Origin of the sequence: Devosia sp. Leaf64, from assembly GCF_001421945.1 — a bacterium.
Classification (GTDB): domain Bacteria; phylum Pseudomonadota; class Alphaproteobacteria; order Rhizobiales; family Devosiaceae; genus Devosia.
In genome coordinates this window covers 101,560-122,991 of the sequence record NZ_LMLO01000012.1, presented here as the reverse complement: position 1 = coordinate 122,991, position 21,432 = coordinate 101,560, and the positions used below count along the sequence as shown (strand labels likewise).

Genomic DNA, 21,432 nt, shown 5'->3' with positions numbered 1-21,432 from the left:
ACGATGTTTCTGACCCGTATCAGCGTCAATCACCCCGTCTTTGCCACCATGATCATGGTGGCCATCGTGGTCTTCGGTTTTTACTCTTATCAGCGCCTCCCCATCGAGCAGATGCCCGATGTCGATTTCCCGGTCGTTGCCGTCGTCGTCAGCTATCCCGGCGCTTCGCCTGAGGCGGTTGAGGCTGATATCATCGAGCCTATCGAAGACGCGGTGAACACCATTGCGGGCCTCGACACCATCCAGTCCACGGCCCAGTCCGGCCAGGCCATGGTGCTGATGATCTTCAATCTCGAAGAAAATTCGCAGCAAAAAGCCCAGGACGTTCGCGACAAGCTCGATCCGGTCAAAGCCAATCTGCCCGATGGGGCAGGGGAGCCGCAGGTGCTGCGCTTCGACCCTTCCGCCTTGCCGATCCTGTCGCTCGCCGTCAGCTCGACCACGCTCTCCGATCGCGATCTCACTGCGCTGACCGAAGACATCATCGTCAAGCGCATCTCCAATATTTCCGGCGTCGGCAGCGCCAGTGTCGTCGGCGGCGTGCCGCGTCAGCTCAATATCAATATCGATCCCGATCGCCTGACTGCGTTCAACATCACCCCGAGCGCCGTCACCCAGGCGCTGCAGAATGCCAACAAGGATTTGGCCGCCGGCTCGATCACGCAGGGCAGCATCGTCCAGTCGATCCAGGTCTTGGGCCGGCTCGAAGATCAGCAGGATTTTTACGACATCGTCGTCGGCAATCAGGGCGGTCAGCCGGTCACCCTGCGCGATGTCGCGACCATCGAGGACGGCACGGGCGAAGCCTCGAGCCTTGCCATTCTCAATGGCGAACGCGCGCTCGCCGTCGATATTCTCAAGACCCAGGGCGCCAACACCGTCGGCGTCGCCGAGGAAATCCGCCACACCATCGATACCTTGCTCGCAACCGAACTGACGGGTGGCGATGTCAAGATCGAGGTCGTCGTCGACAATGCCAAGCCGGTGGAAGATTCCTTCCATGCGGTCCAGAACATGCTGATCGAAGGCGCACTCCTTGCCGTCGTCATCGTGTTCCTTTTCCTCAATTCCTGGCGCTCGACTGTCATCACGGGCCTGACCCTGCCGATCTCGATCATCGGTACCATGGTGGCGCTCAACGTCATGGGGTTTACGCTCAACATGATGACGCTGCTCGCCCTCTCGTTGGCCGTCGGTATCCTCATCGACGACGCCATCGTGGTGCGCGAAAACATCACGCGCCATCTCCATATGGGCAAGAGCCATAGGCAGGCAGCCTTCGATGGCACCAACGAAATCGGCCTCGCCGTCATGGCGACGACGCTCTCCATCGTCGCTGTGTTCCTGCCCGTCGCCTTCATGGACGGCATCATGGGCCGCTTCTTCCTGCAGTTCGGCGTCACCGTCTCCGTCGCCGTCCTGATTTCACTTTTTATCGCCTTCACGCTCGATCCCATGATGTCGAGCGTCTGGTATGATCCGGCGTCCAATCCCAATGCCAAGCGCGGCCCGATCGGCAAGGCGGTGCAGCAGTTCGATCGGTTCTTCGAGTGGATCACCGAGGGCTATCGCCACCTGATTCGCTGGGGCCTCAAATGGCGCAAGAGCGTGCTTTTGATCGCCCTTTTGTCGTTCCTCGGCAGTTTCGCGCTGTTCCCGCAGGTGGGCGTCGAGTTCATCCCGGCAACCGACAATGGCAATTTCACCATCAGCGTCGAAACGCCTGCTGGCTCGAGCAAGGAATACACCGCCGAAAAGATGCGGCAGGCAGAGACCATCATCCGCGCCTTCCCAGTCGTCGAAACCACCTATTCGACCGTCGCAGGGGGTCTGCAAGCCTCGGGCCAGAACACTGGCTCGATGACGGTGACGCTGGTCGATAAGGAAGATCGCGACGTCACGCCTGTCGAGTTCATGCCTGAAGTTCGACGTGCTCTTGATGCGGTGCCCGGTGCTACCTTCCAGGTGGCGGCAGCGTCGGGTCTTGGCGGCTCTTCCGCACCCGTCTCCATCACGCTTTACGGCGACAGCTTCATCGTTCTCAAGCGCCTCGGCGACCAACTCATGCGCGAGCTTGGCAAGATCGATGGCCTTATCGACATCAAGTCGAGCCTTGACGATGCGCAGGCCGTGGTGGGCATCAATATCAATCGCGACCTCGCCGATAGCCTCGGCGTCTCGATCGCTCAGATCGCCTCGACCATGGCGCCTCTGATCAGCGGCGACGATGTTTCGGATTGGACCGCGCCCAATGGCCAGGTCTATTCGGTCGTCGTGCGTCTCCCCGAAGCCTTGCGCAGCGATATCGACGCCATTGGTAATCTGCCGATTGCGACGGGGTCGAGCGGCATGATCACCCTCGGTCAGGTTGCCGATGTCGTCGAAAGCACGGGTCCGGCCACCATCAACCGGCAGGACCTGCAGCGTGGCGTCACCATCGAGGCCAATGTCGAAGGCGTCGAACTCGGTACCATCACGCCGCAACTGCAACAGGCGATCAACACGCTCGATTTCCCCACGGGTTATCGCTCGTCCTTCGGCGGCGACGTCGAGCAGATCCAGGATGCCGGCGCGGCTGCGGGTTCTGCCCTCCTCCTGGCGGTGATCTTCATCTATCTCGTGCTCGCCAGCCAGTTCGGCAGCTTTCTCCAACCGATCGCCATCATGGGCTCATTGCCCCTGGCGCTGATCGGCGTCATGGTCGGCCTTCTCGTTGGCGGCTCGACGCTCAACATGTTCTCGGCCATCGGCTTCATCATGTTGATGGGTCTCGTCGTGAAAAACGCCATCCTGCTCGTCGACAATGCCAACCAGCATATGCGCGATGGCTGGAACCTCTATGAGGCTCTGGTCGAAGCCGGCGTCACCCGCTTCCGCCCGATCATCATGACTACCCTCGCCATGATCTTCGGCATGCTGCCCCTGGCCCTCAGCCTCCACGAAGGCTCCGGCCAAAACGCGCCGATGGCCCACGCCGTGATCGGCGGGCTCATCAGCTCGACTGCGCTGACCCTCCTCGTCGTCCCGGTGCTTCTCACCTACATCGACAGCTTCAGCGCCTTCACCCGCCGCTTCATGCCTAAAGCGCCGGATGATCACGAGCACGGACACGTCGAGGCGAAGCCCGCGGAGTAATTTTGCTCCTCCACGCTGCCCAAGATAGCCCGGCGAAAGCCGGGCTATTCTTTTTACGCTCGATCTCCTACCGCACGCGGTGCAGCTCCGCCCCCCTTCAGGGGGAGGTTGGGAGGGGGCCTCATCCGCGTCCAGGCACCTTGAAAGCAGCCCGCTCCGCCGCCGCCTTCTCCCGGCTCACGCACCCCAAAGCATGGTCATTGACCAGTCCCATGGCCTGCATGAAGGCAAAGACCGTCGTCGGCCCCACGAAGGCCCAGCCGCGCTTCTTCAGTGCCTTCGAGAGCGCGATGGCCTCCGGGCTCGTCGTCTGGCTCTGCGGGGGCGGGGCTTCGCCTTCGGGTACCTCATAGCGCCAGACGAAAGCCGCGATCGACCCCGCCTCTTTGATCAGCTCCTGCGCGCGCTTGGCATTGTTGATCGCGGCCGCAATCTTTCCCCGGTGCCGCACGATGCCCTTATCCTGCAGCAGCCGCTCGACATCGGCCTCTGTGAATTTTGCCACCGCATCGATCTCGAAATGGGCAAATCCGGTCCGAAACGCATCGCGCTTGTTGAGGATTGTCCGCCAGCTCAGCCCGGACTGAAATCCTTCTAGGCAGATCTTTTCGAAAAGCCGGCGATCGTCGCTGACTGGAAAACCCCATTCATGGTCGTGATAGGGCACAAATTCCGGCGCCCCCGCACACCAGGCACAGCGCTCGCGCTCATCCGGGCCGGGCAAGGTTCCGCTCATTCCATTTTCCCCAAACCGTAACCGATTCCGCCAAAAGGCCAGCTCGATGCTAACGTGATGCTACCGAAAGAGCATCGGAAACCCCGTTGCACAACGCGCCCCCATCGACTAGTTTGCGCCCACTGATCGGGGCCAGTCCCCGAATCCGGCCTGCACCCGTAGCTCAGCTGGATAGAGCGCTGCCCTCCGAAGGCAGAGGTCGTGAGTTCGAATCTCGCCGGGTGCACCAGTTTTTTCAAGACATTTGAGACTGCCGAGGGCAGAGCACGCGATCCGCTTTGGGCGTTTTCATCACCTTTGATTTGCCGTTTGCAGAGCGTCTAACTATCGGGAAACAATAGGTTTTCCGCGCGATCCATAGATGCGGTGGATCAGGTTGACGTTGTTGGCGTGGAGCGCTCGATAGGGTTCGTGCAACGCCAGCGTTCCGCGGGCGAGGGCAGGCTCGATGAAGCTTTCGAGCGGGTCGGTGAGAAAGTCTCCGCTATCCATGCGATCGATAAGCTGGAGATTGTAGGCGATCATCGCCTCGGTAAAATCCTGCGTGTACCCGCCATTGGCAATGACATCGAAGCGGCCATGGCAGGGATAGACGCGCTCGGCTGGGATGGCGGCGATCTGGCGATAGGTGCGGAGTTGGAGAGGGAGTTCCGAGGTCATCGCCATGGTGTTGAAAGGCACAGTGTCCTCGCAGGCGTCGGCAGCGAGGAGGATTTTGTCCTTTGGCAGATAAGCGACGAGATGCCCGAACTGGTGAACGAAGGTCTCGATCAGTTCGATCTCGATATCATCGAGATGAAGCGTCATGCGGCCATCGAAGGTCCGGTTGGGCAGGACGACTTCTTCGACACCGGGATAATAGGGATCGCCGGCAAGTGCCCAGATTTCGCCGGTGCGGAAGAGTTCGGCATTGGACTCGATCTTGAGGCGCGTCGTCGACGTGCTGATGATGTCGCTGTTTTTATAGAGAAAATTGCCGGCGATGTGGTCGCAGTCCCAATGAGAATTGATGACCGAGACGTGCCGGATGCCCATGTCCCGGATAAAGCGATCGATCCAAAGAATGTGCTCCTTGTAGAGCATGGTGTCGAAGATGATGGCCTTATCGCCTCGATGGATGACGTAGCAGCAAACGCCGAGCTGCATGTCGATATTGCTCTGCAGCCAATCTGGATAGCTCGCGATATCGCGGCCGTCGTAAAAGCAGATGAGATAATCGGTTAGGTTGGCGACGCGCATATTGGGCGTGAAGGGCGCGCGTTCGATCGTTTTATCCTGCGCGACGTGCGTGATTTCCACGGTGTTCATGGCACATTCCTCATGGCAGGGAGAGGCGGCCCGCAGGCCGCCTAGTGTTCAGTCGGCCCAGCGCACGGAGCCGTAATCGATATTGCCGGGGGCATAGGCGGCGCGAAGTTCGAGGTCGATCAGGCCTTCGGGATGCACGACGACATCGTCTACTTCCACGAAGGGAATGAAGAGGCCGTTGTCGACATAGAGCTGGCTGGCTTGTTCGTAGAGCGCGTTGCGGGCAGCAATATCGGTCAGGGTGCCGGCCTCGTTGACGAGGGCATCGGCCTCGGGAAGGGCGCGGCCATAGAAGTTGATGGGCGCTTTTTCGGTGAAGAAAATTGCCGCCTGGTTTTCAGGGTGGAGCGCGTCGGGCGTCAGTTTTCCTATATAGAGGTCCGGGCCATTGGGATTGTCCTTGAGGCCGAAAGCGGCACCGGAGGGCAGGATGGTGACCGTCGCGTTGATGCCGATGCCGGCAAGTTCAGCGACCATCAGGTCGGTGACGCGGGTCAGGGAATTGGCTTCTTCGGTGCTGATGCCAATGGTCAGCGTGATCGGGCCCTTGGCGGCAACGGTCGCCTCGGCGGCGGCAGTGTCCGTGGGAAACTCCAATGGCGTCTTGGGATCAAGCATGATGGTTGGATAGAGCGACTTGGCCGTGTGGCCATAGGCGCCATAGGCATCGGCGACCCAGTTGCCCGGGTTGACCGCGGTGAGGAAGGCGGCGCGGATGTCGGGGTCGGTCAGCGGAGATTCCGGCTTGACGAAACCGATGATCAACGAAGTGCTGGGCGCAGAGGTGATCTCGAGGCCTGGTGGTAGCGCGGCAAGCTGCGCCCAGGGGTAATTGGCTGGTACGGCGTCGGTTTCCTGGGCCTGGAGACTGAGGACCTGCTGGCTGACTTCGGGCATCAACGGCAGTTCGACCGTGTCGAAAAAAGACGGTTTGCCGTAGTAGCCGTCGAAGCGTTCGAGCGAATAGCCCTGGCCGCGATCAAAGCTTGCAAGGGTGAATGGGCCGGTGCCGACGGCGTTGGTGTCGAGCCAAGATGCAGCATTATCGGTGCCGGCATGTTCAGTCAGCGCGGCCGGGCTGATAACCTTTGGACTCCAAGGACTTGCGAGACTATCGAGGAACGATGGCTGGGGCATGCCGAGGGTGATAGCGACCGTGTCGTCATCGACAGCTTCGATCTTTTCCATGTTCCAAAGGAAGTAGGAGAGGATCAGGTCGCTGTCCTTGCGGCGCTGGAAAGAGGTGACGACGGCTTCGGCGTTGAACGGGGTGCCGTCGTGGAAGGTGGCGCCTTGGACGAGATTGAAGGTGTAGGTCAGGCCGTCTTCGGAAATGGTCCAGTCGGTGGCGAGGAGGCCGCGAATTTCGGCGCTGCCGGGGACGTATTCGACGAGGCCTTCGTAGACGTTGTTGATGGCCGAGAGGCCATCCATTTCGAAGGCGTTGTCGGGGTCGAAGCTGTCGAAATCGGTGGCGATCGGCAGGCGGAGAACTTCCTGTGCTTGCAATGGGTTAAGGGCGCCGGAAGCGATTACGCCGATCAGGATGGCGGCCGAAACAGCGAGGCGAAGCGTGCATTGCCGGTAGGCCGGCAGTCCTGAAAACAACATGGGGTCTCCTTGTTGGACAAGGAAGTGACGAAGACCATCCGCGCCACTTCCTGGCTTGCGAGGTCTCCCGGGCTTTTGTCCCGCCGTGCGTCCATGGGGCGGCTGCCCCATGGTGGCAGCTCTCGGACCAGACACGCCTTTCGGCATCGGAACCCTAGCCACCAATCTCATTGTCATTAGTGCAAAGCGTGTGCCATCTGGTTGGGGAGTGCTAACATTCCGTTATCGTTGACTTCTTGGCAAAGGCGACTTGGATAGAGAACGGGGAATTGCGTAGAAATTAGTCGCATTCCCAAGTGCTGATTAGAAGTTAGGCGGCGGTTTCCACGACGGCGATGATGTCTCCGCCGCGGACCGTGCGGCCGGGAGCAGCCTTGACGGTGCGGATGCGACCCGGCGCGTGGGCGGTGACGGCAATTTCCATTTTCATGGATTCGATGATGGCGATGGTTTCGCCAGCCGCGACGGAAGCACCTTCCTCGACGAGCACTTTCCAGACATTGCCGGGGACGGCGCTCGAGACGGCAAAGCAGCCTTCGGGAACGTCGGTGTCGCTGCCTTCGGGCGGTAGATCGTCGGCGACGAAGCTGTCGAGGCCCTCGTCCTTCCAGCGTTGCCGCTCGGCATTGAAGGCGGCTCGCTGGCCGGAGCGGAAATCGCTGATCGAGGCGGCGTTGCGATCAAGGAAGCCGGCATAGTCGGCGTAGGAGAATGTGGCCTCCTCGATGCGGAGGGGATAGGCGCCATGGGGGAAGGCGGCGCGGGCGTCCATGAGCTCTTCGTGGCTGACGGGAAAGAAGCGGATCTGATCGAAGAAGCGCAGGAGCCAGGGCGAGCCCTTGGGGAAGTAGGGCGTCGTGCGCCAGGTGTTCCAGACCTGGATGGTGCGGCCAAAGAGCTGATAGCCGCCGGGCCCCTCCATGCCATAGATGCACATATAGGCGCCGCCGATGCCGACAGCGTTTTCCGGCGTCCAGGTGCGGGCGGGATTGTATTTGGTGGTCACGAGACGGTGACGCGGATCGACCGGGGTGGCGACGGGCGCGCCGAGATAGACGTCGCCGAGACCAAGGACAAGGTAACTCGCGTCAAATATCACGTTGCGGACGGCTTCAATGCTGTCGAGGCCGTTGATGCGGCGGATGAATTCGATGTTGTCGGGGCACCAGGGGGCGTCGGGGCGAACGAGGTCCTGATATTTGCGCATGGCAAGCTGTGCCTCCGGGTCGTTCCAGGAGAGAGGCAGGTGGACGATACGGCTTGGGATGCTGACGTCTTCGGCGCGCGGCAGGTTTTTTTCGATTTCGGCCAGCATGCCGAGGAGGCGCTCACGGCTGAGGACCGTACTGTCATAGTGGATCTGGAGGGAGCGGATGCCGGGGGTGAGGTCGATGAGGCCGGGCAGTTTCGCCGCCTCAACCGCTTCCATCAGCAGATGCACGCGCAGGCGGAGGGCGATGTCGAGGGTCATCGGCCCATATTCGACGAGGAGATTATCGTCTCCTTGGCGGCGATAGACGACTGGAACGACGCCAGAGTCATCGGCGCCCACGATGGCCGAGCCGGTATCGATGCCGGAGCGGCTGATGCTGGGTGCCTTGATGGGGTCGGCGGGGCGCGCGACGGGATGGAAGCGGATGGTGTCGCCGGGGCGGAACTGGCCCATTTTCCATTGTTCGTCGCGGGCAATGACGGCGGGGCAGACGAAACCGCCAAGGCTCGGGCCATCGGGGCCGAGAATGATCGGCATATCACCGGTAAAATCGATTGCGCCGATGGCGTAGGGATTGTCGTGGAGGTTGGAGGGGTGGAGGCCGGCTTCGCCGCCATCGCTGCGAGCCCAACGGGGTGTGGGGCCCATGAGCCGGACGCCGGTGCGGGCGCTGTTGTAATGGACTTCGTAATTGGCGGAGAAAAGGTCTTCGATATCTTCGGGCTGGAAGAAATCGGGGGCGCCGTGGGGGCCATAGAGAACGCCGACATCCCAATGCCGGGAGAGTTCGGCCGGGTCGCCGGCTGGTTGGACATTGTCTTGTGGGGTACGGGCGAGGTGCAGCGCGTCCCCGGCCTTGAGCGTGCCGGTGGCGTGACCACCGAAGGCGCCAAGACCGAAGGCGGCGCGGGACCCGAGGACATGAGGTGCCTTGAATCCGCCGCGGACGGCGAGATAGGTGCGTTGGCCCGCGCCCGCGATCGCGCCGATCGAAAGGGTCTGGCCAGCGGCGATGGTGAAGGCTTTGCCGTGCGGTACGGCAATTCCATCGAGCGTCGCGGGCATGTTGGCGCCCGCTAGGGCGACCGCCGCTTCGGCGTGAAATTTGAGGACCGGACCGGAGACGGTGAGCTCCAGGGCGGCCGTTACATCGGCATTGCCGACGAGCCTATTGGCGTGGCGGAAGGAGCGTTCGTCCATGGGGCCGCTCGGGGGGACGCCGACATGCCAGAGATGGAGGCGCCCCGGTAGTTCCTGGAGGCTCGACTGGGCGCCGGGCTGGATAACGTCGATGCTGTCGGCGACATAGGCGAACTGGCGCAGAGCGGTGGTTGCGACCTTGCCAGAGGCGAGGAGATCGGAGGACGCGATGGCCTGAAGGTAGCCGAGATTGGTTTCGATGCCGCTGACCGCACTTTCGGCAAGGGCGGTCTGGAGCGCGGCGATGGCGGCGGGCCGATCTTCGCCCCAGACGATGATCTTGGCCAGCATCGGATCGTAAAAGGGCGAGACCTCGGTGCCAGTGGCGATCCAGCCATCGATGCGGGCGTTTTCGGTGAAGCTGACTTCGGTCAGAAGGCCGGCGCTGGGCTGGAAATTGGCATTGGGCTTTTCGGCATAGAGGCGGGCTTCGATCGCGGCGCCCTTGGGGATCAGCGGACCGGCCGCGCCGATCACGTCTTCACCCGCAGCCTGGCGGATCATCCACTCGACGAGATCAATGCCGAAGACAGCCTCGGTGACCGGGTGTTCGACCTGGAGGCGCGTATTGACTTCGAGGAAGTAGAATTCTTCGCGCGCGGGGTCGTAGATGAATTCGACCGTGCCGGCGGAGGCATAGGAGACGGCACTGCCGAGATCGACGGCGGCCTGGTGAAGGCGCGCGCGGACCTCGTCCGAGAGAAGCGGTGCGGGGGTTTCCTCGATGACTTTCTGGTTGCGGCGCTGGAGGGAGCAATCGCGCTCGCCCAGAGCGATGACACGGCCCGCGCCATCGCCGAAGAGTTGGACTTCGACATGGCGCGCATCGGAGACGAAGCGTTCGAGATAGACCCGGGCGTCGCCAAAGCTGGCGGTGGCGGTGCGCTGAACGGAAGCAAAACTTTCGCGGAGGATTTCGGGGTCGGCGCAGAGCTGCATGCCGATGCCGCCGCCTCCGGCGGTGCTCTTGAGCATGACCGGATAGCCGATGGTTTCGGCGGCGCTCAGCGCTTCATCGATATCGGCGATGAGGCCGGTGCCGGGGAGGAGCGGGACGCCATTGGCCTTGGCGAGGTCGCGGGCCGTGTGTTTTAGGCCGAAGGCTTCGATATGCTCGGGCCGGGGGCCGATGAAGGTGATGCCTTCCGCGGCGAGCCGACGGGCAAAGCCGATATTTTCCGAGAGGAAGCCATAGCCGGGATGGACAGCCTCTGCGCCGGTGGCCCGGCAGGCGGCAATGACGGCGTCGATGTTGAGATAGCTTTCCGTTGCCGGTGCCGGGCCGAGGCGCACGGCTTCATCGGCCAGGGTGACGGCAGGGGTAAAGCGATCGGCATCGGAATAGACGGCGACCGAGGCAATGCCCATGCGCTTGAGGGTCCGGATGACGCGGACGGCGATCTCGCCGCGATTGGCGACGAGGACTTTGGTGAACATGGATCAGGCTCCCGGCGGTTCAGAGATGACCGGGTCGTCCCGCGTCTGGCCCAGGGGGAATGCCGGGTCGTCCCGGTCCGGGCTGGATGGATGTGCGGCGCCCGCAATGCGGGGCGGCCAGATGGAAATGTCTTGGCTGAGAAGCGCGCCATAACGCTCGCGCTCTTCAGGGCGGTCGCGGGGGCGCTCGAAGGCGATGACGCGGGTGGCGAGGGTAAAGGCCTCGCGCATGTCATGGGTGACCATGACGACGGTGAGCGCGGTTTCGTGCCAGAGCGTTTTCATGAGCTCGTGGATTTCGGCGCGAATGCCGGGATCGAGCGCGCCAAAAGGTTCGTCGAGAAGGAGGACGGCCGGCTTCATGACGAGAGCCTGCGCCAGCGCCAGGCGCTGCTGCATGCCGCCCGAGAGTTGGGCGGGATATTTATCCTCGCTGCCCGAGAGACCGACAGCAGCGATCATGGCGCGGGAGGTTTCGATGGCCTGACGGCGTTTTTGTCCGAGGAGACGAATGCGCGTGGACGAGCCACGCATTTCGAGACCGAAGAGGACATTGCCGAGAACGGTGAGATGCGGGAACACTGAATAGCGCTGGAAGACGACGCCGCGATCGGGACCCGGCTCGGCGACCAAAGGCGCGCCATCGAGCGTGATCGTGCCGCGCGTCGGTTTTTCGTCGCCCAGCAGCAGGCGGAGAAAGGTGCTCTTGCCGCAGCCGGAGGGGCCGACGAGCGCCACAAATGAGCGCGGTTCGATGGTCAGCGAGATGCGCTCGAGGACCACCTGATCCCCATATTCCTGCCAGACATCCTTGACCACGATCCGGCTCATTGGGCGGTCCCCCGCGTCCAGGGGAAGATGGTGACGCGCAGCCAATCGAGCGCGACATTCATGATGACGGCGAGCAGCGTGATCCAGGCGACATAGGTGAAGATGACATCCATCGAGAGATAGCGGCGGACGAGGAAGATGCGGTAGCCAAGGCCGGAATCCGAGGAGATGGCTTCGGCGGCAATCAGGAACAGCCAGGCGGGGCCAAGCTGCAGCTTGAGGCAGGTGAAGAGCCGCGGCAGGGTCTGGGGGAGGACGACGCGCATGGCGATCTGGAACGAGGAGGCGTCGAGCGTCTGGGCCTTGACCAATTGCTCATGGGGCAGATCGAGTACCTTGAAGGCCAGATCGCGGATCATGATCGGGGTAATGCCGATGACGATCAGCGTGATCTTTGACACTTCGCCGAGGCCCATGACGATGAAGAGCACGGGCAGAAGGGCGAGGGGCGGGACCATTGAGACGACGGCGATGAAGGGCGCGAGCAGCGCCCGCAAATAGGGGAACATGCCGACGAGCATGCCGACCACGAGCGCGATGGCCGTCGCTATGCCGAGGCTAGCGCCGAGGCGGCCAAGGCTGGCGAGGGTGTCCGCCCAGAGAAAGAGTTCTCCGGTGCGGACATCGGGGGTAAAGGCCATGCGGTTGATGGCATCGCCAAGCGCCGCAATCCCCGGCAGGAGCTTATCCGCAGGATTGTCGGCGAGCCGCGCGGCGGACCCGATGGCATAGGCCAGGAGGACCAGGATGAATGGGCACAGGGCCAGCGTCAGCGCCGTGATCCGCGACGGCTTATAATTGATCCACCGCATGGGAGGGTGCCTCAGAGCGCGTTGTCGGCGGCGAGCTGCATATAGTCGTCAGTGAAGCGCAGCTTGACGAAGTTGGGATCGCCGAGGACCGTGCCGTCAGCCAGTTCGATGCCGATGACGTCGGCCGAAGGCGCGCCCGAGCCGAGGAGGCCCTTATCGAAGAGGAAGGTGCGGACCCGGTCCATGGTCGCGGACAAATCGGGCGAGGTGACGAAGGTGACGGCCTCCTTTGGATCGGCAAAGAGCTTGGTCGCGGCAAGCTGGGTTTCAAATCCGGTCTGATCGGTGCCTGATGCGGCACCCATGGCTGCGCGGGCGGCGGCGCCTTCCGGCGTGTCAGCGGTCATAAGGGAAACGGTTTCGTACCAGATGCCGGCCAGGGCCTTGCCGAAGTCGGGATTGGCCTCGAGCACTTCGGTATTGGCGACCATGAGATCGATGATTTCGCCGGGGATCATGGAGCTATCGAAGACGCTCGTTGCATCGGGCAGAGCGAGGATTTCCGAGACCATGGGGTTCCAGGTGACCAGCGCAGTGACGTCGGCCGTCTGGAAGGCGCCGACCATATCGGGATCGGCGGTGTTGACGACGTTCACGTCGCGCTCGGTGAGGCCGACGCTGTCTAGGGCGCGGGCGAGGAGATAGTGAGAAACGGAGAACTCGACGAGGTTGACGGTTTGACCCGCGATGTCGGCGAGTTCGGTCGCGTTCTTGAGGATGACGGCGTCATTGCCCGAGGAGAAATCGCCCACGATGACGGCGGTGGTATCGACGCCGCCGGCAGCGGGGATCGAGAGGCCGTCCATATTGGTGAGGCTGACCGCGTCATAGGCGCCGGCGGTGTATTGGTTCATCGACTCCACGTAGTCGTTGAACTGGGTCACCTCGATGGTGATGCCGTATTTCTCGGCCCATTTGTCGACGATGCCGTGCTCCTCGGCATAGCCCCAGGGCATCCAGCCGACATAGATCGACCAGGCGACCTTGAAATCGGTCTTGGCCTGGGCAAAGGCAGGCAAGGTGAGCGCCGTGGTCGCTGCGAGGACGATCGCGGCGGTCTTCAAGAGGTTCATGTCTAGTCCCTTTCCGTTCGGTCAACTGGAAGGGGATTGGTGGCGACCATCATGCCGCCAATCCCTTGGCCACAGAGGTCTCCCGGGCTTTTGTCCCGCCGTGCACCCGGCCGGATGTCTCCCGGTCCGGTAGCAGCTCTCGGACCAGACGCATCCCTGATGCCGGAACCCTAGCCGCTAACTCATGCAGGGTGAGTTGCAATCGGCGTGCCAAGTTGTGGCGGGTGTTTCCGGGCGGATCGGCGGGCTTCTGAGCGTTTCAGCGGTGAAAGCTGCGGCAGGCTGCACAAACGGTGGGCGCTGCCGCAGGTCGCATCAGGCGGTGGTCTTAGCCTTGCTGGCGATATAGGCGCGCCAGCCGCCGAACTTGGTGATGTCGGCGGCATCGTCGAGCGCTGTGGCTTCGCAAAGGAAGCCGGTGACGTGGCGGCCATCGGCGAGGACGAGCTTGCCGACGCCGAGGGGCGCGGGGATCTTTGACACGAACGTGCCGAAGCCGGCGGCGGGGAGGGACCAGACCTCGATAATGATGGGTTCGCCGTTGGTTTCGGCGACGCGCTGGAGGCCAGGTTTGGGTGGCACAGTGCCTTTGAGAGCGTAGAGCCGGTATTGTGGCGCGGTCTTAGTTTCTTCGACGAGCCAGCCGCCGAGCGCGGTCAGTTCGGGATTGAGCGGCATGCCGGTCAAATGAGCGCCGACGACGGCGATTTCGATGCGATCGGTGGCGGGGATCGTGACGGCGGGGATGAGTTTGGTGCGATCGAGGCCGCTGCCGGTGGCGGCGGCTTGGTGCATGGCATTGGCGAAGGGGGCGAGGGCGTCGTCACAATCTTGTGGGGCGACGAGCGTGACACCGAAGGGCAGGCCATTGGCGGTGAAACCGGCGGGGACGGCGATGGCGCTGCAATCGAGGAGGTTGGCGAAATTGGTATAGAGGCCGAAGCGGGAATTAAGCGCGATCGGATCGGCGCGCATGGCCTCGACGGTCTGGATATCGGGCGAGGTGGGGAGAAGGAGAACGTCGGCCTTAGCCCATTCGAGGAGGGTCAACTGGCGCAGGCGGCCGAGTTCGTAGCGGCCATTGAAGGCGTCGACGGCGCTGAATTTTGTGGCGCCGCCGATAATGGTGCGGACGGTTGGGTCCATGTCATCGGCGGATTTGGCGAAGAAGGTTTCGATGGCCGCGAGGCGTTCGGCGACCCAGGGGCCTTGGTAGAGGAGGGCGGCGGCATCGCGGAAGGGGGTGTAGTCGATGGGGACGATTTCGGCGCCGAGTTTTTTGGCGCGCGCGATGGCTTCCTCGTAAAGATCGGCAAAGGCGTGGTTGCCGTAAAATTCCTTGTCCTTGCCGATGAGGACGCCGACGCGGAGTTTTGGCGGGAGGCTCATGGACGCTGGTTTGCGCGAGAAGGGGTCGGCGGCGTCGTAACCATTCATGACGGCGCGGACCGCGATGCCGTCGGTGACATTGGCGGCCATAACGGTCACCACGTCGACGCTGCGGCAGGCGGGGACGACGCCGGTATTGGGGACGCGGCCGGGGCTTGGCTTGATGCCCACGAGATTGTTGAAGGCGGCGGGGACGCGGCCGGAGCCCGCGGTGTCGGTGCCGAGGGCGAAAGCGGCTAGGCCGCTGGCGACGGCGACGGCCGAGCCGGAGCTTGATCCGCCGGAGACGTAATCAGCGTTGAAAACAGAGCGCGGCGCGCCATAGGGCGAGCGAGTGCCGTTAAGGCCGGTGGCGAACTGATCGAGATTGGTCTTGCCGACGACGATGGCCCCCGCTGCGCGGAGCCGGGCGATGACGGTCGCGTCCTGCTCGGGGGAGTACGCGAAGGCGGGGCAGGCGGCGGTGGTCGGAAAGCCTGCGGCGTCGATATTGTCCTTGATGGCGAAAGGGATGCCCCAGAGCGGCAAGCTATTGGGCTCCGGTGCGCGCGCGAGGAGGTCGGCCGCGGCGGCGCGGAGCTGGTCAGGTGTGGCGCGGGTGATGAACACGGCCGGATCGGTTGCCACGTCGAGCCGTTCGATCAGGGCGTTGACGAGGTCGAGCGGCGATGTGCCGGCAGCGTAGAGCGCACGGAGGCTCGTGAAATCGAGGATTTGGGGAAGGGTGTTTGTCATCCCTCTGCTCCTGCGAAGATCTGCACGGCGACGGGGGTCGGGTTGAAGCCGTTGCAGGGATTGTTGATCTGGGGGCAATTGGAGATGACGCAGAGCACGTCCATTTCTGCGACCATTTCGACATAGGAGCCGGGCGCGGAAATGCCGTCGTCAATGACGAGATCGCCATTGGGTGCGATCGGCACGTTCATGAAGAAGTTGATGTTTGGCACGATGTCGCGCTTGCTCATGCCGTGGCGCGAAACCTCGGCGACGAAGTTTTCACGGCAAGCGTGCTCGAACTTGGTGTGGTGGCCGAAGCGGACGGTATTGCTTTCGCATGAGCAGGCGCCGGCCGAGGTGTCGTGGCGGCCGCAGCTGTCGTCGGTGACGGTCAGCATGACATTGCCCTCGCTCGACATCAGTTTCGAGCCGGTGCTGATATAGGCCGAGCCTTGGGCCTGGAGCGTATCCTGAGCGCTATAGCGCTCGGCGAAATCGTCGGCTTTGTAAAACAGCGTGTCGATCGCTTGTTGGCCGCGGGTATCGATGATGCGGAGGACCTGACCCTTGCGGACCAGGCCGGACCAGGGCTGACGCGCTGGAATGTCATGCTCGAAAATGGGCGTCTTTGATGTCATGGCGCGCTCCTCAGGACAGGCGGTAAGCGTCGGTATTTTCAAAGCCGCGAACGGCTTCAGGCGTGGCCGTTCGGCAGAAATCTTCGCCCGACGAAGCTTGCGGCTTCAGCATGGACACGTCGATGGGTGTGGCTGTGTAGGTTGCCGCGGGATCGAGTGGGTGCGGGCAGTTCGAGATGGCGATGAGGAGGTCCATTTCGGCGCGGATTTCGACGAAGTCGCCGGGCTTTCGTGCGTCTTGTTGCCAGGACAGCGTGCCGTCTTCGGCAACGGTAACGGGCGCGAAGAAGCTGATGAAGGGCGGGATATCGCGCGGGTCGAGACCGAATTTAGCCGCGGCCAGGAGGAAATTGGTGCGGGTGTTGCGGAGGTTTGGGTCGTCGCCATATTTGCGGACTGTGCCAGCGGCGTTGAGGCCGCCAGCGAGGACGTCATGCGCGCCGCTTGTGTCCTCGACAATCGAGAAGAGGACGCGGCCCATATCCGAAAACAGCAGCCGGCCTTTGCCGAGCGCGGCGGTCCATTGGATTTTGATGGTGTCGGCGTGATTGAGCCGCTCGGAGGTGTCTATGGCATTCCAGGCGAGAAGGGCGACGGCGCTCTTGCCTTCGGGGGAGAGGATGCGCAGGCGCTCGCCTTTCTTCAGCCGGTAATTGGCGTACCAGCCGCCAGGCACGGTTTCGGAAAAGATCGCCGAGGAAGGTTCGAGAGGTGCCTGGGTCGGGTCGGTCGGGCCCGGCATGGCCTTGGGCGCCTGCCCGGTGCCGGCGGCCTTGAGCGCTTCGTAGCGGGCGCGGTTGGCGGCGATCTGCTGCTCTGTTTCGGTATCGGAAGCCGGCATGGCTCTTTCTCCTTTTGGCGCTAGAGCGCGATACGGGGATCGGCCAGGGACTGGGCGATTTCGACCAGCATGGTGACCAGGATGTAGAAGGCGCCGAAGACCAGAGCGACGCCGAGAACGGCGGGCAGGTCGGAGGTGGCGAAGGACTGGACGGTGTAGAGCCCAAGGCCGGGCCAGGCGAAGACGCGCTCAACGATCAGCAGATTGCCGAACAGCAGGCCGACCTGGAGGCCGAGCATGGCGAGCGGGGCGGAGGCAGCGTTGCGGAGGCCATGGCGCACGAAGATATAGCCCGCGCCGAGCCCCTTGCCGCGCGCGGTACGGATATAGGGCTGGCGCATGACATCGACGAGCGCTGAGCTCAGCGAACGGCCGACTGAAACTGCAATCGGTACGGAGAGGGCGAGGGCGGGCAGGAATAGATGGCGCAGCGCGCTGAGGCTGACCTCGGGGCGGCCGAGGAGCAATCCATCGAGCACGAAAAAGCCGGTGGGGCCGGAGAAGCGGCGAATGTCGAGACGGCCGCTGCCGGGGAACCAGCCGAGGCGGAACCAGAGGAAATAGGCGAGAAGCAGCGCTGTCAGGAAGATGGGGACGGAGCCGAGAGCTAGCATGCCGACACGGACGCCACCGGAGCGCTGGAGAGTTGCCTGGGCAAAGGCGAGGATGAAGGCGAGCGCCGTGCCCATGAGCATGGCGGCGATGATCAGTTCGAGCGTGGCCGGGCCATAGCGCAGGACATCTTCGGCAATCGGCTGGCGGGTGCGGATGGAAGTGCCAAGATCGCCTTGGGTGAGGCGGCTGACAAAACTTCCGTATTGCACGAGGAGCGGGTCATTGAGGCCCATATCTTGACGGAGCTGATCGACAGTTTCTTGCGGAGCGGAAGGACCAGCCAGCGAGCGCGCCGGATCGGAAGGGATGATGCTCTGGAGGCAGAAAACGATGAAACTCATGACGAGCAGGACGAGAGCGAGGCCGGCCAGACGCTTGAGGAGGTAGGAGGCCATGGCTCAGGCTCCCCGCAGCGCCGAGCGAATGCCATCGCCGGCAAGGTTGGCGCAGACGGACATGACGAAAATCACGATTGCCGGGAGAATGGGCAGCCACCAATAAGTGGTGAGGCTATCGATCGAGCGGGCCGTCATGGCGCCGAGTTCGGGCGCCGGGGCGGGAAGGCCGAGGCCAAGGAAGGACATCAGCGACAGGGTCAGGATGATATTGGCGACATCGAGCGTCGCCGCGACGAGGAGCGCGGGCACGGTGCCGGGCAGCAGATAGCGCAGCATGAGGCGCATGCGGCTGACACCAGCAATCCGGGCGGCCTCGACATGGGGGCGGCTGCGAATGCGCCGGACTTCGTCGCGCGTCATGCGGGCATACCAAGGCCACCAGAAAATGGTGATGGCGATCATGGTGTTGAGAAGGCCGGGGCCAAGCGCCGCGACGACGGAGATGGCGATCAGCGTCGAGGGCAGCACGAGGAAAAGCTCGACGATACGCTGGAACAGTGCATCGACCCAGCCGCCCATCATGCCGGCGAAGACGCCGACGGCGCTGCCGATGACGAGCGCGATGCCGATGACGGCGAGGCCCGGAAGCCAGGTGTAACGCACGCCGAGGAGGACGCGCGAGAATAGGTCGCGGCCGATTTCATCGGTGCCGAACAGGTGGGTCGCGCCGGGCGGCAGATAAGCATCGGCGACGCGCAGCATGGGATCGAACGGCGCGATCAGCGGGCCGAAGACCGCGAGAAAGGTGACGGCAAGAACGCCGAGGAGACCGACGCGTTCGAGCCAACCGATGCGGCGCAGCCAGCCGCCGGTGTTTTGGCTGGTGATGGGTCCGGAGGTCATGACGCTCATAGCCGTGCCTCCTGCGCATGGAGCCGCGGAACGGCGCTGACCAGGGTTTTGGTATAGGGCGCCTGCGGGGCGGAAATGATCTGGTCGGGTTCGCCAATTTCGACCAATTGGCCTTTTTCGAGGACGGCGATGCGATCGGCGATGAGGCGCGCAGCGGCGAGATCGTGGGTGACGAACAGCATGCCCATGCCCAATTGGCGGCGGAGGGTGCCGAGGAGATTGAGCGTCTGGGCGGCGAGGGAGACGTCCATGGCGCTGATCGGCTCATCGCAGAGAAGGAGGCGCGGCGGCACGACGACAGCGCGAGCGACGGTGACACGCTGGCACTGGCCGCCGGAAAGTTCGGAGGGCAGGGCCTCGGCAAGGGCCGGATCGATGCCGACAAGATTGAGGGCTTCGGCGATCCGCTTGTCCTGTTCGGACCGGTTAAGGCCAAGAGGGCGCAGGCGATCGCGGATCTGCTCGCCGATCGAGAGCCATGGCGTCAGCGCGGCAACGGCATCCTGAAAGACCACTTGTGGCGGTACGCCGCCGAACCAGGAGACATCACCCTCGTCGGCCTGGGTGAGGCCGGCGGCAATGCGGAGGAGCGTCGATTTGCCCGAGCCGCTTTCGCCGACAAGGGCCACGCATTCGCCGAGGCGGATGCGAAGATCGACGCCGGCGAGCACTTGGGTGTGACGCTTCTTGCCAAAGAGCGTGTTGCGGCCGGCGGGAAAGCTCTTGCGGATACGATAGAGTTCTAGGGCATCGGCATCGCTTGCCATAGCTTCGGGCCATTCCGGCGCAGTGCGGGCGCTGAGGAGAAGTTCAGGAACGCGGTCGCTGTGAAAGCAGGCGGCGCGGGAGCCGGCTGCGGTTTCCTTGAGGTCCGGCCGCTGGAGGCGGCACGCGCTGCTCGCGAGGGGGCAGCGTGCCTGGTAGTTGCAATGGGTACCTTCCGGGCGACGGCGATCGCGATCGATCGAGAGGCTAGTGAGCTGGCGATTGCGATCGGTGTCGAGATCGAAGCGCGCGGAGAGCAGGCCGGCAGAATAGGGATGGGCTGGGGAGACGACTACTTTTCGTGTGTCGCCGAGCTCGGCGACGCGGCCGCCGAACAGCACCATGACACGATCGGAGAGTTCGGCGGCGACGGCGAGATCGTGGGTGATGAAAAGGATGGCGGTTTCCTGCTCGCGCGCGAGATCGGTAAGCAAAGCGAGGATTTGCGCCTGGACGGTGACGTCGAGGGCGGTGGTCGGTTCGTCGGCAATGAGAAGCCGCGGCTTCGCAGCCATGCTCATGGCGATCAGCACGCGCTGGCGCTGACCGCCCGAGAGACGATGGGGCATGTCGCGGGCGATACGCTCTGGGTCGGGGAGGCCGACGCGGGTCAGCCAATCGAGCACTTCGACTGACGTGAGGCCGGTTTCGGCCATTTGCCGGCCGATGGTCATGGTGGGATTAAGCGCGCCCATCGGGTCCTGCGGCACGCCGCGCACGAGGGTGCGGCGGATCTGGCGTAACGCGTCCGGCTTGGCGCCAACGACTTCGCTTTCGGCGAGGCGGATGCTGCCCGAAATGTCGGGCTGGCTTTCGGCGGGCAGGAGGCCCTGGATGGCGAGGCCGATCGTCGATTTGCCGGAGCCGCTTTCGCCGACAAGCGCGACGACTTCGCCGGGCGCCATGTCGAGATCGATGCCATCGAGGACGGTACTCGCCTGACCATCGCGGCTGAGGCGAACGTGAAGGCCGCGGATGGAGAGGACGGGGTCACGCATAGTAGTCAGGCGCCAGTTTGATTTTTTGCACCAGCACCGGATCGTGGGTCAGGAACATCGGGGCTCCGGTTTGCTGGCGGAGCGCATTGATGCGGCGGATCGAGGCGATGGCTTCTTCGTCGCTCGTGGCGGAGCCGGGTAGAATTTCTTGATCGAAATTTTCGATCCAATCGCCGACATCGGCGGTGAGGATGACCTTGCCGGTTTGCGGCAGATCGACGATGAGCGATTGGTGACCCGGCGTGTGGCCGGGGGTGAAGATGGCTTCAATGCCATCGAGGATTTTGGAGTCGCCGTCGATGACGTCCCAGCTAAGGCCGGGAAGGTCGTAGTCTTCGGGGAAGTAGGCGATCTTTTCGGCGTTCGAGAAAGCGTAGTCGTATTCGCGCTTTTGGACGACGATGCGCGCTTGCGGCATGCGCTTGATGTGGCCGCTGTGATCGGCGTGGAGATGGGAGAGGATGAGGACGGAAATGTCCTCAAAACCGATGCCGATCGATTTGAGCTGGGCTTCCATTTCGTGGACCGGCTTGACGACCGGCGGCGGAAACCAGCGGCCGGGAGAAAAGTATTTCTCTATTTGGCCGGGATCGACCAGGTGATGGCTATCGAGCCCGGCATCGAGAAGGACCCAGCCGTCACGTGTGTCGAGGAGATAGGTGCAGATCGGGACGGAGACGATGAATTTCGGATCGGCGCCGCGCAGCGACACGGTCATCGGCAGGATTTCGTAACCGCAGAGCAGCACGAACATGCGCTTGACAGCGGTCATGAGCGCCACCGGAATATTGCTTTAGCTTCTGCCGGCTTCATGCCGATCCCTCCGAACTTGAGGGACGGCGAGACGCTGCGCTCGCCATTCC

At 63.0% G+C, this 21,432-nt stretch carries 15 protein-coding genes, 1 tRNA gene and 2 riboswitches; of the genes, 2 read left to right on the top strand and 14 right to left on the bottom strand.

The genetic code is table 11. The annotated features are described in order from the left end of the window. Nucleotides 1-3: 3 nt before the first annotated feature. Nucleotides 4-3,135 carry an efflux RND transporter permease subunit gene (locus tag ASE94_RS06170; RefSeq protein WP_062629659.1) on the top strand — a complete coding sequence of 1,044 codons (3,132 nt, stop codon included), beginning with the start codon at nucleotides 4-6 and terminating at the stop codon, nucleotides 3,133-3,135. A 121-nt stretch (nucleotides 3,136-3,256) separates the two neighbouring features. On the opposite strand, the gene ASE94_RS06165 is transcribed toward ASE94_RS06170, so the two are convergent. Next, the gene (locus tag ASE94_RS06165; RefSeq protein ID WP_062629658.1) at nucleotides 3,257-3,871 is read right to left on the bottom strand and encodes a DNA-3-methyladenine glycosylase I; all 615 of its coding nucleotides are present in this window, start codon (nucleotides 3,869-3,871) and stop codon (nucleotides 3,257-3,259) included. Between the two features lie 152 nt (nucleotides 3,872-4,023). On the opposite strand from ASE94_RS06165, the gene ASE94_RS06160 reads away from it, so the two are divergent. After that, nucleotides 4,024-4,100, top strand: a tRNA-Arg gene (locus ASE94_RS06160). Between the two features lie 95 nt (nucleotides 4,101-4,195). Here the strand turns inward: ASE94_RS06160 and ASE94_RS06155 are convergent. From ASE94_RS06155 to ASE94_RS06095, 13 genes are all read right to left on the bottom strand, one after another. After that, the gene (locus ASE94_RS06155) at nucleotides 4,196-5,179 is read right to left on the bottom strand and encodes an MBL fold metallo-hydrolase (protein WP_061911908.1); all 984 of its coding nucleotides are present in this window, start codon (nucleotides 5,177-5,179) and stop codon (nucleotides 4,196-4,198) included. A gap of 48 nt (nucleotides 5,180-5,227) precedes the next feature. Beyond that, nucleotides 5,228-6,790, bottom strand: coding sequence for an ABC transporter substrate-binding protein (locus ASE94_RS06150; protein ID WP_062629657.1), 1,563 nt, complete (start codon nucleotides 6,788-6,790; stop codon nucleotides 5,228-5,230). A 62-nt stretch (nucleotides 6,791-6,852) separates the two neighbouring features. Beyond that, nucleotides 6,853-6,959, bottom strand: a riboswitch (guanidine-I (ykkC/yxkD leader). Nucleotides 6,960-7,100: 141 nt separating this feature from the next. Then, complete coding sequence (gene uca, locus ASE94_RS06145) at nucleotides 7,101-10,640, bottom strand: urea carboxylase (protein WP_062629656.1); 3,540 nt, start codon at nucleotides 10,638-10,640, stop codon at nucleotides 7,101-7,103. A gap of 3 nt (nucleotides 10,641-10,643) precedes the next feature. Further along, complete coding sequence (locus ASE94_RS06140) at nucleotides 10,644-11,471, bottom strand: ABC transporter ATP-binding protein (protein WP_062629655.1); 828 nt, start codon at nucleotides 11,469-11,471, stop codon at nucleotides 10,644-10,646. Beyond that, complete coding sequence (locus tag ASE94_RS06135) at nucleotides 11,468-12,283, bottom strand: ABC transporter permease subunit (RefSeq protein ID WP_062629654.1); 816 nt, start codon at nucleotides 12,281-12,283, stop codon at nucleotides 11,468-11,470. The genes ASE94_RS06140 and ASE94_RS06135 overlap by 4 nt, the downstream gene beginning before the upstream one ends. Nucleotides 12,284-12,294: 11 nt before the next feature. Next, a complete protein-coding gene (locus ASE94_RS06130; protein WP_062629653.1) occupies nucleotides 12,295-13,356 on the bottom strand; it encodes a putative urea ABC transporter substrate-binding protein in 1,062 nt (353 codons plus the stop codon). 77 nt (nucleotides 13,357-13,433) lie between these two features. Beyond that, a riboswitch (guanidine-I (ykkC/yxkD leader) is annotated at nucleotides 13,434-13,541 on the bottom strand. 130 nt (nucleotides 13,542-13,671) lie between these two features. Continuing rightward, nucleotides 13,672-15,480 carry an allophanate hydrolase gene (gene atzF, locus ASE94_RS06125; protein ID WP_062629652.1) on the bottom strand — a complete coding sequence of 603 codons (1,809 nt, stop codon included), beginning with the start codon at nucleotides 15,478-15,480 and terminating at the stop codon, nucleotides 13,672-13,674. After that, the gene (locus tag ASE94_RS06120) at nucleotides 15,477-16,100 is read right to left on the bottom strand and encodes an urea amidolyase associated protein UAAP2 (RefSeq protein WP_062629651.1); all 624 of its coding nucleotides are present in this window, start codon (nucleotides 16,098-16,100) and stop codon (nucleotides 15,477-15,479) included. The genes atzF and ASE94_RS06120 overlap by 4 nt, the downstream gene beginning before the upstream one ends. Nucleotides 16,101-16,110: 10 nt before the next feature. After that, nucleotides 16,111-16,941 carry an urea amidolyase associated protein UAAP1 gene (locus ASE94_RS06115; RefSeq protein WP_062629650.1) on the bottom strand — a complete coding sequence of 277 codons (831 nt, stop codon included), beginning with the start codon at nucleotides 16,939-16,941 and terminating at the stop codon, nucleotides 16,111-16,113. A gap of 20 nt (nucleotides 16,942-16,961) precedes the next feature. Then, complete coding sequence (locus ASE94_RS06110; protein ID WP_062629649.1) at nucleotides 16,962-17,951, bottom strand: ABC transporter permease; 990 nt, start codon at nucleotides 17,949-17,951, stop codon at nucleotides 16,962-16,964. Between the two features lie 3 nt (nucleotides 17,952-17,954). Beyond that, a complete protein-coding gene (locus tag ASE94_RS06105) occupies nucleotides 17,955-18,806 on the bottom strand; it encodes an ABC transporter permease (RefSeq protein WP_156351931.1) in 852 nt (283 codons plus the stop codon). Beyond that, complete coding sequence (locus ASE94_RS06100) at nucleotides 18,803-20,569, bottom strand: ABC transporter ATP-binding protein (RefSeq protein WP_062629648.1); 1,767 nt, start codon at nucleotides 20,567-20,569, stop codon at nucleotides 18,803-18,805. The genes ASE94_RS06105 and ASE94_RS06100 overlap by 4 nt, the downstream gene beginning before the upstream one ends. Then, entirely contained in the window at nucleotides 20,562-21,341 is a 780-nt protein-coding gene (locus tag ASE94_RS06095; RefSeq protein ID WP_062629988.1) for an N-acyl homoserine lactonase family protein, read from the bottom strand. Before ASE94_RS06095 ends, ASE94_RS06100 begins: the two co-directional genes overlap by 8 nt. Nucleotides 21,342-21,432: the final 91 nt, after the last annotated feature.

Coding starts and splice junctions, on each gene's coding strand:
- ASE94_RS06155 (WP_061911908.1), bottom strand. CDS start 5,179: ATGAACACCGTGGAAATCACGCACGTCGCGCAGGATAAAACGATCGAA.
- ASE94_RS06095 (WP_062629988.1), bottom strand. CDS start 21,341: ATGACCGCTGTCAAGCGCATGTTCGTGCTGCTCTGCGGTTACGAAATC.
- ASE94_RS06120 (WP_062629651.1), bottom strand. CDS start 16,100: ATGACATCAAAGACGCCCATTTTCGAGCATGACATTCCAGCGCGTCAG.
- uca (WP_062629656.1), bottom strand. CDS start 10,640: ATGTTCACCAAAGTCCTCGTCGCCAATCGCGGCGAGATCGCCGTCCGC.
- atzF (WP_062629652.1), bottom strand. CDS start 15,480: ATGACAAACACCCTTCCCCAAATCCTCGATTTCACGAGCCTCCGTGCG.
- ASE94_RS06110 (WP_062629649.1), bottom strand. CDS start 17,951: ATGGCCTCCTACCTCCTCAAGCGTCTGGCCGGCCTCGCTCTCGTCCTG.
- ASE94_RS06135 (WP_062629654.1), bottom strand. CDS start 12,283: ATGCGGTGGATCAATTATAAGCCGTCGCGGATCACGGCGCTGACGCTG.
- ASE94_RS06140 (WP_062629655.1), bottom strand. CDS start 11,471: ATGAGCCGGATCGTGGTCAAGGATGTCTGGCAGGAATATGGGGATCAG.
- ASE94_RS06105 (WP_156351931.1), bottom strand. CDS start 18,806: ATGAGCGTCATGACCTCCGGACCCATCACCAGCCAAAACACCGGCGGC.
- ASE94_RS06115 (WP_062629650.1), bottom strand. CDS start 16,941: ATGCCGGCTTCCGATACCGAAACAGAGCAGCAGATCGCCGCCAACCGC.
- ASE94_RS06165 (WP_062629658.1), bottom strand. CDS start 3,871: ATGAGCGGAACCTTGCCCGGCCCGGATGAGCGCGAGCGCTGTGCCTGG.
- ASE94_RS06150 (WP_062629657.1), bottom strand. CDS start 6,790: ATGTTGTTTTCAGGACTGCCGGCCTACCGGCAATGCACGCTTCGCCTC.
- ASE94_RS06100 (WP_062629648.1), bottom strand. CDS start 20,569: ATGCGTGACCCCGTCCTCTCCATCCGCGGCCTTCACGTTCGCCTCAGC.
- ASE94_RS06130 (WP_062629653.1), bottom strand. CDS start 13,356: ATGAACCTCTTGAAGACCGCCGCGATCGTCCTCGCAGCGACCACGGCG.
- ASE94_RS06170 (WP_062629659.1), top strand. CDS start 4: ATGTTTCTGACCCGTATCAGCGTCAATCACCCCGTCTTTGCCACCATG.